The organism is Cupriavidus sp. IDO (assembly GCF_000812465.1).
Classification (GTDB): domain Bacteria; phylum Pseudomonadota; class Gammaproteobacteria; order Burkholderiales; family Burkholderiaceae; genus Cupriavidus.
In genome coordinates this window covers 24,012-38,345 of record NZ_JWMA01000028.1, presented here as the reverse complement: position 1 = coordinate 38,345, position 14,334 = coordinate 24,012, and the positions used below count along the sequence as shown (strand labels likewise).

Sequence of the window (14,334 nt, the reverse complement as noted above, 5' to 3'; positions counted from 1 at the left end):
GGGCCTTGTCGCTTGTCGCAGGGCGAGCAGGTATTTTTAAGAAGAGCGCCGGCTTTTTTGGTACATAGAGAGAACGTCTGCTTCGAGTCTGAGCCTTTAGATCATCAATCGAGGAAGAGTGTTGCGCGCGTCATTCCATGACGGGCGCCATCGCCCACACCGATCCGAAGGGGGCTGATGCCAATGCGGAAATGCTGCGTTCTCTCCCCGCACAGCCGCGCGCGAGCTGAGGGGCGCCAGGGGCGAAAAGGCGCCGGTTTCTCGCTCCAGATCCGTGCATCGCGCCCCACCCGAGGGCATTTCATGCACCCCGTTTGAGCGTCATCAAAGACTTTTTCCGAACGCACTTTAGCCCGCGAGAACACGGCCGTTAGGAAGGGAATCCGAATCCCGATCTTCAATCCATGACCTCCGTTTTTCGCCATGCCGAGCGCCTGATGGCGCGACTGAATATCAACCAGAAGCTCACGCTGATCGCGGTGTTGTTCCTGGTGCCGCTAAGCGGCGCGATGTGTGTCGTGCTAAGTGGTTCGGCGCATGCGATCCGCGCCACTGACAACGAAATGCGCGGGCTTGCCGTGGCCGGCCATGCGCTCGACTTCATGCGCGAAACGCAGGTGCGGCGCGGCGCGGCCAATGCAGTGCTGGCGGGCAATACGAGCTTCCGCTCGACCTTCGACAGTGCGGATAACAAGGCGGCCGCCGATCTGGCACAGCTGATCCAGGCCACCGCCGAAAACCCCGCCTTCGACCTCGATGCCGGAGCGCGCAAGCTGGAGCAGGCCTGGCAACAGATCCGCAGGCTGGGCCTGAACACCCCGGCCGGGCCGCTCTTCGAGCGGCACAGTGCGCTGGTCAGGCAGACGCAGATTTACATTGGCGACGTGGCCGACCGCTCCGAACTGGCGCTGGACGGCGAAGCCGCCTCGTACTACCTGATCAGCCTGCTGGTGGGCCCGATGCCCCGGCTGGCCGAGCAGAGCGCGCTGGCTCGCGGCCGCGGCGCCGGCATCATTGCGCAGGGCGGCTATGCCGATGCGGCACAGCAGGCCGACCTTGGCGCGCTGGCCGAGCAGATCCGCGACGGGCTGGAAGCGGTGCGGCGCGACATTGCACGCGTGCGCCACAGCGCACCTGCCTACCAGTCGCAGATAGATGCGGCGCTGGCCAAGCTGGCGGCGATGGACAACTTCCACCGCACGCTGAAGGTGCGGATGCTAGGGGCTAGCGGCATCGACATCGAGGCCAAGGCCTATTTTGATGAGGGAAGCGCGGCGATCAACGGCGTGCTGGCGGCCAATACGGAATTCTCCACCATCGCCGGCGCGATGCTTGCGCAGCGCATCGCTGCGCAGAAGCGGGAGTTTGCGCTGCTCGCCGGTGTAGCCCTGGTCACGGTGGCGATCGCGTTCTACCTGTTCATTGGGTTCAGCCGCGGCATGCGCAAGGACGTGCGCGAGGTGGCCGGAATGGTCGAACGCATCAATGCCGGCGACCTCGGCCTGCATATGGCGGTGCGCGGCCGCGACGAGTTCAGCGAGGTCAAGCGGCACCTGTTGTCCCTGGTGGACAGCTGGCGCGCGCTGATCGGTGATACCAAGGCCGGTGCGTACAATGTGCTGGCGGCCGCTAGCGATATCGCGCAGGGCAATCTCGACCTGTCGCAGCGCACCGAGGAACAGGCGTCTTCGCTGGAGCAGACCGCGGCCAGCATGGAGCAGCTCACCGCCACCGTGCAGCAGAACGCCGGCAGCGCCGGGCAGGCCAGCGAGCTGGCGCGCGAAGCCTCCGGCATCGCGCTGGCCGGCGGCGAGGCAGTGGGCCGCATGCAGCAGACCATGCAGCAGATCGAGGCCGATTCGCGCCGCATCGTCGAGATCATTGCGGTGATCGACAGCATCGCCTTCCAGACCAATATCCTGGCGCTGAATGCAGCGGTGGAAGCCGCGCGAGCCGGCGAGGCCGGTCGCGGCTTTGCCGTGGTGGCGACCGAGGTGCGCGGACTGGCGCAGCGCGCGGGCAGCTCGGCCAAGGAGATCCGCGCGCTGATCTCGCAGTCTGCCGACCGGGTGGCATCCGGCAACACGCTGACACTGGATGCGGCCGCGACCATGGAGAGGACCGTCAGCGCAATCCGGCAGGTTACCGCCATGATGGACGAGATCAGCCACGCTTCGCGCGAGCAGAGCACGGGCATCGCCCAGGTCAACCAGGCGATTGCGCAAATGGACCAGGTCACGCAGCAAAACGCCGCGCTGGTGGAGCAATCGGCCGCCGCGGCGCAGTCCCTGCAGGAGCAGGCGCTGCATATGCAGCAGGCGATGGCGGTGTTCCGGACAGAGGTGGGAGCCTAGCCGGCGCGGCCGCACCAGGCTTACCCGGCGTTCAGCGCCGGAAGATCCAGACGCATGGCGCAGGATTGCGCCGACATCCAAGCCACCTTCACTCGAAGGACTGCGAGAGCTTCGGTAGCGGGGCCTGACTTGATAAATTTAACTCTTATGCGCAGGAACAGACAGACAGACAGAATGGTTGTAGCGGTAACATGATTTACGCGTAACATTGGCCTTATGCACCAAGGTATCCGCCATCGCCCGCTCGTCGCCGCTCCGAGCGGCACTAATAGTCGCGAGCGGTCCGGATCGGACGTTGGAGGCTTGCGGTGACATCGAGAGATGACGAAAGTACGATGCTCGACCGGTGTGTGGCCGCGGCGCACGGGGATCTGCTTGTGGCTGGGAATCAGCGGGAGGCCAACGTCTTTCGCTTGGGCGCGATGGTCATCCAGTCCAGATTGCCGGCGGAATCGGCCAAGCTCATGGCGGCAAGTGACCGTCATTTTCTCAAACACCCCGGCGACCTGGTCCCTGCGGCTGACGTCGTGCACAATGGCTGGCTCTTCGGCTTGCCACCCCTGCGTGACATGCTGACCGCCCGGCTACGTCCCCAAAATCCGGTCCCCGTGATGCTGCAGCGGAGGTGAAGTGATGCTCAGGGAGTGCAGGCAGGGCGCGCGGTCTCGAGACGGGCTTCAGCCGATGCGCTAGCCTCCCTAGCCAACCGATCCAGCAATTGCTCGCCACCCGAGCTTCCCTACAGCGAACCGTTCATTGTCGAAAGGGCAGACCGCACCAGCTTACTCTGTCCACTGTGCATCCACCTCCCTCATCAAGTGCCCCGCGAGAATATAGTCCCCCAACTTCGCCGCCTTTGCCTCCAGGCTCTCTAGCTCATCTGCTGGCAAGTTGTTGAGCTCAAACTGACAGTACAGATTCCGCTGCCGGAACGTTGTCTTTGGTCGCAATAGGCCGGCAATGAGCGCAGCCGGCGAGCGGACGGCTATGTTCTCGTGCCCGCGATACTCGACGCGTATCCCAACCTTCTGGCCGAGTCTGCCGAGTTCAACTGCATCCTGCCAACCTGACTCGTAGTCCAACTCGACCACCGTTACTCCCTCTGTCTCCAGGAGCTTTAGTGCCTCCCCTCTGGTTCCAGCTCGAGCTGTCGCCATCCAGTCCTCCACAGCACCACTCGGCGGATGTATCCCTATTGGGCCGCCTCCGTCGTAGCGCGTAATTGTTCTGTCGCCACCTTGACCCTGCTCGCATGTTGCACGGCGATATTGTAAGCGGCGGAACCGCTTTCCTTGCGGGGTCTGGCTCGGCGAGTCGATTGAAGCAGTGTCATCCCAATCTTTGTGAAATACGAAACAGGTGGCGCCAGAAATAGAAATAATTTAGGATTGCCCGTACACATTCCTGGAGGAAAAAATGGCCACATACAAGCAGCTCATGGCGGAAAAGGAAGCGCTCGAAGCCCAACTGGCCGAGGTTCGCGCGACCGAAATCGCTGGCGTTATCGAGAAAATCCAAGGGCTGATGGCAGAGTATGAGCTTACCGCTGACGACATTGCACCAAAGCGTCGGCGTGGTCGCCCGCTAGCTGCTGGTAAAGTGGCCAAGCCAGCTGCCAAGGCAAAGTCAGCGCTGCCGGCAAAGTACATGGACCCGAAGACTGGTGCGACTTGGTCTGGCCGTGGACGAGCACCCACCTGGCTTGGCAAAAACCGCACGAAATTTCTGATTGCAGAGGCCTGACAGGGAGCGCATAGCTGCATGTGCGGAGGGACACTTTGCGGCTGTTCGACGGAAAGCTTCGACCTTCGACGAATACCAAACCTCCGCACGAAATCCGCAGACAGACTCATCTTCTCGGGCAATTCCAGCTCAGGGGATGAAAATTCACCGTTCCCGGCGGCGATAACCATAGCCTTTGTACAGCAAGGTGGGTGTGTTCAAGAGTCTGCCTCGCCCAATACGCCAAATTCGACGGGTGTCTTGGCGTAGAAAATGTGGAACTGCTCGTGACTACGGAAGTTCGGCTGACTCGGATGACACGATTAGAGCCCCCCGCGCCAGTTGAGCTTGAGTGTCCATGCCAGAAGCGCAGTCATTGTCAGATGCGCTGCTGCGGTGATTTCGCCGTAGGAGAGGTTTGAGATAGGCAGCACTGGGCCGGGGAACACTTGTTTCGGTCAACTCCGCGCTGCGAATGGGGGATGCCAAGGGAGAGCCGCTGCGCACCGGAAACAACAAAGCCCTTCGCGTTAGCGGAGGGCTTTGTTGTTCAAACTGTTCAACGGTGCGCAGCAGACTACAGTCTGCGAATCTTTGACGCTTGTGGGCCTTTCTGACCTTGCGTCACTTCAAATTCTACTTTCGCACCTTCCTCTAGCGACTTGAAGCCGGTGCCTTGGATTTCGCTGTGATGAGCAAACAAGTCCTTGCCGCCATCATCCGGCGTGATGAACCCATAGCCCTTCTCATTGTTGAACCACTTCACAATGCCAGTTGCCATCTCATCCTCGAAATTTGGTGCACACAGGCTGCGTGCGAGGACACCCCTGTCCCAGAATCGCTGCGCACCGCCACAATATGGTTGAATGTAGTAGGGTACTCCAGCTGCCAGCATAACCGAAGAGGTGCTGGCTTCATCTCAGGGTTTACCTTTTCTAAAGACTTGATGATGAGACCCGGCGAGTTGCGAGACGGATTAGTTCCGCAAATTGCAAGCTGAGGAAACCAAGGAATTGCATAAGCGGAGGTTATTCCGTCCAAACGGTGTCGACGCCCCGCAGTAGGTGCCCGGCGAGGATGTAATCTCCAAGCTTCATAGCCTTTGTCTCCAGGGCCGTCAATTCGTTGGCTGCCAGCTGGTCCAATGCAAACTCGCAATAAAGGTTCCGTTGCCGGAAGGACATCTTCGGGCGAGTAAGGCATGCAATGAGTGCAGCGCGTGACTTCACCGCGATGTTCTCATGCCCACGAAACGTCACGCGGACGCCGGTCTTCTGGCCCAAGCGCCCGAGTTCAATAGCATCTTGCCAACCCCACTCATAGTCGAGTTCGACTCGTGCTACTCCCGGAGCACCCAAGAGTTTAATGGCTTCCCCTTTGGTTCCAGCTCGAGCCGTCGTCATTCCTGCCTCCACTCTCATCATCGTCCGGCGCCCGCGCAACCGGTTTGCTACCGCCCGTCGACTCAATGTTGCCCTGTTCGCCTTCGCCAACGTACTTGACGTGAGTCAAGCTTACTTAATTCTGACCTGAGAGAATTCTAAGTCAATACAGACTTGCTACGAAGCCCTACTACAAGCCGGGTAAGCACGGCGAGCAGATTCCTTTTTTAGCCCGTCTAGCGGCTCATTCCTTCTTTCGACCTGATCCGCCGCGCCCTCCCTGAGGAGCCTCACCTCATCAGACCTCAGCGGTAGCGCTAATGCAAGCCGTCCGGTCGGTCGGAGAATACCTGCTGGCGTGGAGCTCATATCATGTCGCGACATATCGTGGGGCCACTCCTGAAAGCCCCCTACGCTCATGGGAGCGAACGAGAAGAGTAACTAGGGACTATCACGGATATGTCTGGTAATTGTATTGAACTGTCGATGGCGAGTAGCTAAGATGTCTTTTCGGAGCGCAAACAAGTGCTCCCCAGCCAGACTTGGCATCCGAGGGCAGCCGTCTGTATGAACCAGACGAGCTGTCACGGACGGTAGTGAAGTCCCATAGCACTATTAGACCAATAGCTTAGGAGACGACTGTGCTGAGTCATCATGAATTCGCCACCCTGGTACTCGTAAACGACAGCTCTGACCCTGCGGAGTTGGACAGCGCAGATGTGGAGGCACTGTGCGCGCGTCAACTGGTTAGGCTTGAGCGTCTTGGGCCAAATCACAGCCGACCTCGAGTCACAACCCAAGGCTATGCTTTTCTCCAGGCCTTCGGGCGTGTCCGCGCAAGCGATTGTCGAGCGCGCCAGGCCTCTCAATGAGCGCAATGCTATAACCCTTAGAGACTGCCGGCGTTGGCGCTCTTGCGCCCCATCGGCGTGGCCCGCCAAGTCTCAAGGGTGCAATCCTTATTCCCTCGATTCCCGCCCCATCGGAGCTCTCATCCGACGGCTCAGTGGCGCGGCCGCACTTAGGAGATGCAAAATGACTCAGTGGTCCCCCGAGCAATTCAGTAAGGTGCAAATGGCAGGCCTTGAAACATTGGCCGGGCTAACCGGCAAGGCGTTTGAGGGCTTCGAAAAACTGCTGGAGTTGAATCTGCAAACGATGAAAGCGGCGCTGGCAGAGACACGGGAAGGCACAAAGAAGGCCTTATCGGCTAAGGATGGGAAGGAATTCACCGAGTTGCAGATTGCATTCTTTCAGCCTGCAGTCGACAACGTACTGACGTATCGCCGTCAAATGCATGACATCCTGGCCAATATGCAGGCTGAGTTCGAGAAGGTCGTTGAGGTCCAATACACAACAGGCAAGCGCGGCCTGCAGGGTCTCATGGAAAGCGCAGTGAGCAACGCGCCGACAGGCTCAACGGCGCCGTTGGCCGCCTGGCAGGAGGCCGTCAAGGCGACCACGACGTTCTATGAGTCGATGCAAACGACGGCAAAGCAGGCCGTGCAAGTAGCCGAGAGCAGTTTCAACACTGCAGCGGCAGCCTCAAAAGGCATGCCACGTCGTGCAGCAAAGGCCTCCCAGGTAGCTGCAAAGTAATTCGGTCGGACCCTCGGTGGTGCCTTCGAGGTACCCCGGAGGCAACCAAATTCTGGAAGATGACGGGACTTGGAGAGTCGTTGGGCCCCGCATCATCTATGCGTACCATTGCTCAGAGGATTGGAGACATGACCAACAAAGTTGCCGTTGTCACAGGCGGCATGGGCGGTATCGGTGAGGCTATCAGCGTCCGGCTGCATGACGCAGGTAATACGGTGGCTGTCACGCATTCCCCCGGTAATAGCGGCGTCGCGAGGTGGCTGGGAAAGATGGAGGAAAGCGGGCGCAGGTTCCACGCCTATCCCGTTGACGTCGCCGACTACGAGTCGTGCCAACTGTGTGTGGCGACAATTCGGGAGGAGCTTGGCTCAGTCGACATTCTGATTAACAACGCCGGCATCACGCGCGACGCCAGCTTCAAGAAGTTGGACAAAGTCAATTGGGATGCGGTCATGCGAACCAATCTCGATTCGGTGTTCAATATGACGAAGCCGGTGTGCGAGGAGATGGTGAGGCGAGGCTGGGGCCGCATCATCAGCATATCCTCCATCATCGGCTCCAAAGGCGGCTTCGGCCAAACCAACTACGCTGCAGCCAAAGCCGGGATGCATGGCTTTACGAAGTCACTGGCACTCGAAGTTGCGAAGAGTGGTGTGACGGTCAACACCGTTTCGCCTGGCTTCATTGGCACCAAGATGGTGACTGCCGTGCCACAGGAGATTCTCGATACCAAAATCATCCCGCAAATTCCTGTTGGCCGTCTTGGGAAGCCGGAAGAGGTGGCGGCATTGATTGCGTATCTATGCTCGGATGAGGCGGCCTTCGTGACGGGTGCGAACATCGCCATCAACGGCGGTCAGCACATGCAGTGAGGTCTGAGTACTCTTCGTTATGGAAAGCAAAATACACCGCCGACGCGGACTAACGAGAAGGCCCGGCCACCAGCCATTTTCGTCTGTTGGTTACCACACGTTATAGCTTTGACTGCATTCGCCGATAATGCTACCGTTTTTGAGAACGGCGTCATCTATTCGAAAACACAAAGACGCAATAAATAGAAAAAATGAGGGGGAAAACCCAGGGGCGGGGCTGGACCGGGTGCGCGATGGCGTCTGGGCTGGAGCCGGCGATGACATCGCCCCACTTCATTTCCCTGGAGGGCCGGCTCCAGGTGATCCTTTTCGAGTTAGCTATGCATAGCAGGCGGCTGCTATGGGAGAATATCCCCTTACAATCGCCCCCCAACACCAGCTTTGGCGGCGGCATCACCTACTTGTTCGTGATCTTCTCGATCTTGACGTCCTTGAACTTGATCTCGCGTTCCTGCTCCAGGATGTGCGCGAGCATCTGCTGCGCCAGTGCCAAGACGTCCTCCGGCGTGAGGGCCTGACATCGCCTTGAATTCGGTGCTGTACTCCCGCCGGCGCGGCCGCTCAACTGTCGACACTTGATCCATCGTCTCCACGATCCTCCTTCGCGGGTGCGATGCTTCATCGCTTCAATCGATTCAAGGTGGAAGAACTGGTCGCTTACGATGCCTGCGCCGAATACGAAGGCGAGCAAGACACAGCAGGCTGCGAAGGTGACAGCGGATTCTTCCATCTTCGCATGCCCCCATATTAAGCGAAGGATTAACGAGTGCCCGCCCGAGCGTGATCGCTCCCAGGAAACACTGGCCGAGCACGTTCCTCCGTACGGCAACCAGCCGCGTCGGGAGGCAGCTTGCTGCTCTGGTACGGATCGGGCAAGAACTCCAGCCGCGCCCACGGGGCGTTGTCGACGGCATCGAGATCGAGGCAGTGTTTGAAGTCGCTCGCTGCCAGGCGCGTGCCTAGAAACTTGCCAAACGCATCGAGCAGAACCTGCGAGATCAGTCCTGCGCTGCCGCCGAGCGCTGGGCAGATGATCCACGTCGTGCCGTCTTTGGCGAAGATGCGCAAGCGCCTGACTTGGTCGGCCGGCTGGATTGCGTGGTCTTCGCCGGCGAGCCCGCCTAGCGAGAAGGCTTCGAGGTATTCGTCGGTATGGCGATGGCCCAGACAAACGACCAGCTTCGGGCGCCAGCGGGCACAGGTCTTTGCGAGGAAGCGGAAGCGTTCGCCGTGCCGGCACAGATCCTCGTAGCGCGTCTGTGGGACGAGTTCGGGCTGGCCTCGGAACGCTGTGGACCAAGGCGTTCGTCCATCGAGTTGGGCGGGCAGGGGAAACAGGCTGAGCCTGAACTCGGCGCCTCCAGGCGCGTAGAGATGGCGCCAGTAGTATTGTTCCCAGTCGTTGTCCCCGAGCCGAACGCGCAGCGCCTCAGCCCGCGCGGCGGCCATGATGCGGGCGATGTACTGAGGGCCGAGCCACTTGCCCATGTTTTCCCGCTGCTGGTGGCGGAACACCGCGTCCCAGGCGGGTGGCGCCACACGCGGCTGCAGCGGCGCAACGAGGGGCTCCAACCAGGCGCGCGGGCTTCTGTCGCATATCCAGACGGGAGCTCTTGGGTTGCCTCCTTCCATGCCCACGTACGAGGCAAAATAACGATCCAGTTCCTGACGCGCGAATACCCCTGAATGCTGCATATTATCTCTTGCTACCTGGTGGGACCCCCATACATCCAATGCCGCAGCATGCCGCCGCCTCTGGGGCGCGCGTGCCACTGCGGTCGTTTAGAAATTTTTTTCTGCAGGCGGGGTGTGAACGGGATCAGTGCGCCCTCGCGGGCGGCATCCTTGTGCCGATGGGCTCTTGGTGTAATGCCCCACCCGGTGCCGTGTCACCGGTAATTGCCTGCTAGTCGTTCCTTAATACCGGCGATATCTGGTCTGCCTGCTCAATCACAGGGGCAGGCCAGTACCCGCATGCCGCGCTGCCAGAAATACAGTAGCGTGGCTGCCGATAACGTAAAAGCAACGTCGACTGAATAACAAAATGCAAGCTGGCCCTTTCGACGGGTCAGGCTATATTCGTTCTTATGTGATTGTTTTTACCGAGGCAAACTGATATTACTTTTGTATTGCCTTGGCAGTATCCGCTTATCGATGGCGCGCGCTAAGGAGACAAAATCAAGATTTTTCCAAACGCACAGCCACGCGTCATTCCAGACTGGCTGCTTTCTTATCCCGATTCCTCTGCAGTTGAGTTCAATTTAACAAAACCTGCCGGAAATAGGAATTCCAATCTTTTAAGGTCTGACATAAGTGACTTTGCTGCATTGCGATATTTCTGGGGTTGCCTGCTTTTAATCCCCTCCATGGAGGGGATGAAATGCGGACGCCTGAACGGTGCGCGCTCTGCGAGCAATGCGAGCGTGGCAGCTTTGTTCGCCGTGCGAGGCATGGATAGCGGTCCGGGCAGCCGCCTGCACGATGCGCTTGAGCCGCTGGTAGCCGCGAAAATGGGGCGCGATGGTGTGAATGCCTTCGAGGCCCGCGACAAAGTACAACCACGCGGGCTTGAGCGGCGGCAGGACACATCGTCCTGCTGGGCGAAGAAAGAGGGTGTAGGCGCCACAGGGATACGCCTACACCCTTTAAGTTGGCAACGGGGTGCCGCTTGGCATTGTGCTGCATCGCAGCACCATCGGTACCCCTCATGCGTTGGGACGTACGAACTCGCCGGGCTGAAGCGTGGGGGAATTCTGGCTGGATATGCCGAGGAAGGATCAGAGGCGTTAACGTGTAGTCGTACTGCCCCGCCGCAGGCGATTGCTTCCCCGACCGGGAGGGCCGGTTCAGATTTCCAAGCGCTTCTCCTTGATCAGAACGACCGCACCGAAACTCAGCATGCATGTCGCTGCCATATACCAGGCCGCCGACATGGGATTGCCGGTCAACTTGATCATTCCCGTCACGATGAACTGCGCGGTGCCGCCAAACAGCGCGACGTTCAGCGCATGCGAAATCGCGGCGCCGCTGGCGCGCACCCGTGCAGGAAATGCTTCGAGCACAAGCAGGGTGCCTACGGCGGCGCCAAGTGCCACCATTGCGCTGATAAGCCCGACGCCAACCAGGACTGGCAGCGTGCCATCAGCACGCACAATCATCAGGAAGACCGGGAAGACCAGCAGCACTTTGCATCCCGCAGTGAAGAGGGCCAGCGGCTTGCGGCAGGGCAGCCGGTCGATGAGAAGGCCGGACAGCGGCGGGATGATAGTCAGCAGCAGCGCGGGCAATGTCGCTGCCAGGAATCCTGTGCTGGCAGGTACGTGCATCACGCGATGCAGATAACTTGGCATGTAGTAGACGATGACGTAGACCGGGATCGTTGAACCCATCCTGATCAGGATCGCCAGGAGCATGGTCCTGCGATGCTCGCGCCACAGCTCGCCGAGCGGTGTGGCGGCATCTCTGCCCTTTGTGTCGACGAGCGGCGCCTCGCGAAGCTGACGGCGAACGTAGAGGCCGACTGGCGCGATCAGAAGACCGATCAGGAACGGAAGGCGCCAGCCCCACGAAGCCAGATCCTCCGGCGACATCACCTTCGTGAGAAGCGCGCCCAGGGATGCGCCCAGCAACGCAGCCGCGCCCTGGCTCACGGACTGCCAGCTGACCACGCGGCCACGACTCGACACCGGTACGGTTTCCATCACGTATGTCGAGGCGACGCCAATTTCGCCGCCGACGGCAAAACCTTGCAGCGCCCGACCGATGATGACGATGAGCGGCGCAGCCTCACCGATCATTGCGAACGGCGGACAGAGGGCGATGGCCGCCGTCCCGATGGTCATCAGGCCGACGGTTCTCGTCATCGCCGCGCGACGTCCGACACGGTCGGCATAAGCACCGATCGTCAGCGCGCCAAGCGGCCGGATGAGAAAGCCAACGCCGAACGTGCCCACTGCCATCAGCAACGAAGTCAGAGGGTCTTCCGCCGGGAAGAACTGATCTCCGATCATTGCCGCGAAGAATCCGAACATGGTGAAGTCAAACGTTTCCAGTCCACTGACGAGAGACGTTGCGACAACAGTCTTTCGGTGTTCGCTTGCCTGAGTGTCTCCTTCCCCCATCTTCAACCGTCAATGCTCCAATTCATGACTTTCCCCACCTAAGCGTGGGGCCCACCAAAGCAGGGAAAGACCCGGTCCCACCCCCATCAATAATCAACCCCGGCAAGCCTGACCCCTTGCCTAACCCGTTAGGGTGTAGGCCTCCCTGTGCCTACACCTTCTTTTTTTGGGCTTTGGCAAATTGCGGAAAGAAGGGCGTAAGTATAGAGACGTCCGGAAATCTAGTGGGCAAGAATGCGCGGGATCAGAAGATCGAACAGGCCAGGAGCACACCTGAAAGAACAGCAGCAAGCCGGTTTGGCCCAGGATGAAATGCGGAGCTGTGTGACGGATTTTCCCACGCTCGACGAGGCACGTATTCTTGCTCGATGCCGCTGCGCGGGCATCTCTCCCTTTTGCGAATCCACTCTTATGGGGGGATAGAAAACTCGCTAAAAATGCCCTTTGTGCCTTGAAGATGTAGCCTCTGGAGCAATACACTTCGCCGGTCGTTCGCATAATGACGCAGTGCAAAAATGGCGCACCACCGCGCAGAGCAACGCGAAGCCAACACCGCCAGGTTCAAATCCGCAGGCAGCACAAACAAGCGGAAAGGCACCAGCAGGTGCCATGTCGGACAAGCGGAATCGCCGCGACACAGCCCGCTCAGGAGACGGCGGGCAATGCGGGCCTTCTTGTATCAAGGGAATAATCGAGACGTGCTAAAGCTTTCAAGCAGGCTGACGTTTGGCAGGGCCGTAATGTGCCTGGGGATCGTTCCGTTGCTGGCCTCCTGCGCACTAGCGCCAGGGATGCGCTTCGATCCGCAGCGTCCGCTCGATCCGGAGGATCCGGAATCGGTGCCCAAAATCACGCAGATCACGCCGGCGCTGGTGCGTACGCTTAAGGCATCCACACAGCCAGCAAATGCTGGGGTGGAGGAACTGTTCGCAGACCCGAAGCCCTACACGGTAGGCGCGAGTGACATTCTCTCGATCGTTGTGTGGGACCACCCGGAACTTGTGTTCCCCACGCAAACGTACTCGATTGGCACGGCTTACGAGATCCCGAACTACAGCGGCGCGGCGAACGTGCCGGGCTACGTCGTCAGTCCCGCGGGCACCATCCAGTTTCCTTATGCCGGTGTGCTCAAGGTTCTCGACCGCACGCCGGACGAAATCCGCGGACAGCTGAGCACCCAGCTCAAGCCTGTCGTCAACATGCCACAGGTCACCGTACGCGTGCTCGCCTTCCGCAGCAAGCGCGTCTACCTGGACGGCGAAGTCAAGACGCCCGGCCCCCAGAACATCGACGACGTACCCATGACCCTGGTCGAAGCGCTCAACCGCGCCGGCGGTATCAACGTCCTGACGGGCGACAACAGCCGCATCCGCGTTTCCCGCGAGGGCAAGAACTACGTCGTCAACCTGCCTGCGCTTCTGCAGCGAGGTATCGACCCCGCCCGCATCCTGCTGCGCAACGGTGACATCGTGCGCGTGGAACAACGCGAGGACAGCAAGGTATTCGTGACCGGCGAAGTCGTGCGTCCTGTCGCCGTTCTGCCGCGCAACGGCCGCCTGACGCTCAACGAGGCCATTGGTGAAGCCGGCGGCGTCAACCCCCTCTCGGCCAACGCCAAGGAACTCTACGTTATCCGCAAGAGCAACGATGGCGAAGCCGAGGTGTTCCACCTCGACGGCAAGTCCCCTGTCGCCTTTGCCTTGGCCGAGTCGTTCGAGCTGAAGCCGAAGGACGTCGTCTACGTGGATGCCGCAGGTGTGGTCCGCTGGAGCCGCGTGATCAACCAACTGCTGCCGAGCGGGAATTTCTTCACGTCCACGGCGAACGCGGTCAAATGATCAAGACTGTACTCGTGGTCTGCATCGGGAATATTTGCAGGAGCCCTATGGCGCAGGGGCTTCTCAAGCAGGCATTGCCCGATGCCAACGTCATCTCCGCCGGCCTTGGTGCGCTCACGGGCCATCCGGCCGATGCACACGCCATCGAACTCATGAGGGAGCTCGGCGTGGACATCACTGGCCATCATGCCCAGCAACTGAGCCGCGCTACCGCGATAAGTGCGGACCTCATTCTCGTGATGGACAACGCCCAGCGGCAAGAAATCCAGCGCCTGCACCCGGCCACCACCGGCCGTGTTTTCCGCATGGGTGAACTCGCCAAGTTCGACGTGCCCGATCCCTATCGTAAGGCCCGTCCCGCCTTCGAGAACGTGCTGCAGTTGATCCAACGCGGCGTGGAAGCCTGGGTGCCGCGCATCCAGGCGCTTCGATAACTGATTCGGTAG

At 59.9% G+C, this 14,334-nt stretch carries 12 protein-coding genes and 1 pseudogene; 8 read left to right on the top strand and 5 right to left on the bottom strand.

The window, feature by feature from the left end; translation table 11 throughout:
* Positions 1 to 404 precede the first annotated feature (404 nt).
* Both RM96_RS09315 and RM96_RS09310 read left to right on the top strand, forming a co-directional pair.
* Positions 405 to 2,354 carry a methyl-accepting chemotaxis protein gene (locus tag RM96_RS09315; RefSeq protein ID WP_039010018.1) on the top strand — a complete coding sequence of 650 codons (1,950 nt, stop codon included), beginning with the start codon at positions 405 to 407 and terminating at the stop codon, positions 2,352 to 2,354.
* Positions 2,355 to 2,689: 335 nt separating this feature from the next.
* Positions 2,690 to 2,983 carry a hypothetical protein gene (locus RM96_RS09310; RefSeq protein ID WP_039010017.1) on the top strand — a complete coding sequence of 98 codons (294 nt, stop codon included), beginning with the start codon at positions 2,690 to 2,692 and terminating at the stop codon, positions 2,981 to 2,983.
* A 153-nt stretch (positions 2,984 to 3,136) separates the two neighbouring features.
* On the opposite strand, the gene RM96_RS09305 is transcribed toward RM96_RS09310, so the two are convergent.
* Positions 3,137 to 3,511, bottom strand: a complete 375-nt coding sequence (locus tag RM96_RS09305; RefSeq protein WP_039010015.1) for a hypothetical protein — start codon at positions 3,509 to 3,511, stop codon at positions 3,137 to 3,139.
* 259 nt (positions 3,512 to 3,770) lie between these two features.
* Here RM96_RS09305 and RM96_RS09300 point away from each other — a divergent pair, with 259 nt between their 5' ends.
* On the top strand, positions 3,771 to 4,097 hold the full coding sequence (locus tag RM96_RS09300) for an H-NS histone family protein (RefSeq protein ID WP_039010013.1): 327 nt from the start codon (positions 3,771 to 3,773) through the stop codon (positions 4,095 to 4,097).
* Positions 4,098 to 4,653: 556 nt separating this feature from the next.
* On the opposite strand, the gene RM96_RS09295 is transcribed toward RM96_RS09300, so the two are convergent.
* The gene (locus RM96_RS09295; protein ID WP_039010011.1) at positions 4,654 to 4,857 is read right to left on the bottom strand and encodes a cold-shock protein; all 204 of its coding nucleotides are present in this window, start codon (positions 4,855 to 4,857) and stop codon (positions 4,654 to 4,656) included.
* 247 nt (positions 4,858 to 5,104) lie between these two features.
* Positions 5,105 to 5,479, bottom strand: a complete 375-nt coding sequence (locus tag RM96_RS09290) for a hypothetical protein (protein ID WP_039010009.1) — start codon at positions 5,477 to 5,479, stop codon at positions 5,105 to 5,107.
* 1,014 nt (positions 5,480 to 6,493) lie between these two features.
* Here RM96_RS09290 and phaP point away from each other — a divergent pair.
* Together phaP and phbB are read left to right on the top strand one after the other, a co-directional pair.
* The gene (gene phaP / locus RM96_RS09285; protein WP_039010007.1) at positions 6,494 to 7,057 is read left to right on the top strand and encodes a phasin family protein; all 564 of its coding nucleotides are present in this window, start codon (positions 6,494 to 6,496) and stop codon (positions 7,055 to 7,057) included.
* A 128-nt stretch (positions 7,058 to 7,185) separates the two neighbouring features.
* Positions 7,186 to 7,929 carry an acetoacetyl-CoA reductase gene (phbB, locus tag RM96_RS09280; protein WP_039010005.1) on the top strand — a complete coding sequence of 248 codons (744 nt, stop codon included), beginning with the start codon at positions 7,186 to 7,188 and terminating at the stop codon, positions 7,927 to 7,929.
* Positions 7,930 to 8,688: 759 nt separating this feature from the next.
* Here the strand turns inward: phbB and RM96_RS09275 are convergent.
* Complete coding sequence (locus RM96_RS09275) at positions 8,689 to 9,417, bottom strand: transcriptional regulator (RefSeq protein WP_238587193.1); 729 nt, start codon at positions 9,415 to 9,417, stop codon at positions 8,689 to 8,691.
* A gap of 980 nt (positions 9,418 to 10,397) precedes the next feature.
* Here RM96_RS09275 and RM96_RS40820 point away from each other — a divergent pair.
* Positions 10,398 to 10,481 (top strand): annotated as a pseudogene (locus RM96_RS40820) (zinc-finger-containing protein); the annotation flags it as partial.
* 294 nt (positions 10,482 to 10,775) lie between these two features.
* On the opposite strand, the gene RM96_RS09270 reads toward RM96_RS40820, so the two are convergent.
* A complete protein-coding gene (locus tag RM96_RS09270; RefSeq protein ID WP_039010077.1) occupies positions 10,776 to 12,050 on the bottom strand; it encodes an MFS transporter in 1,275 nt (424 codons plus the stop codon).
* A 698-nt stretch (positions 12,051 to 12,748) separates the two neighbouring features.
* On the opposite strand from RM96_RS09270, the gene RM96_RS09265 reads away from it, so the two are divergent.
* Both RM96_RS09265 and RM96_RS09260 read left to right on the top strand, forming a co-directional pair.
* The gene (locus RM96_RS09265; RefSeq protein ID WP_039010075.1) at positions 12,749 to 13,888 is read left to right on the top strand and encodes a polysaccharide biosynthesis/export family protein; all 1,140 of its coding nucleotides are present in this window, start codon (positions 12,749 to 12,751) and stop codon (positions 13,886 to 13,888) included.
* Entirely contained in the window at positions 13,885 to 14,322 is a 438-nt protein-coding gene (locus tag RM96_RS09260) for a low molecular weight protein-tyrosine-phosphatase (protein ID WP_039010000.1), read from the top strand. The genes RM96_RS09265 and RM96_RS09260 overlap by 4 nt, the downstream gene beginning before the upstream one ends.
* Positions 14,323 to 14,334: the final 12 nt, after the last annotated feature.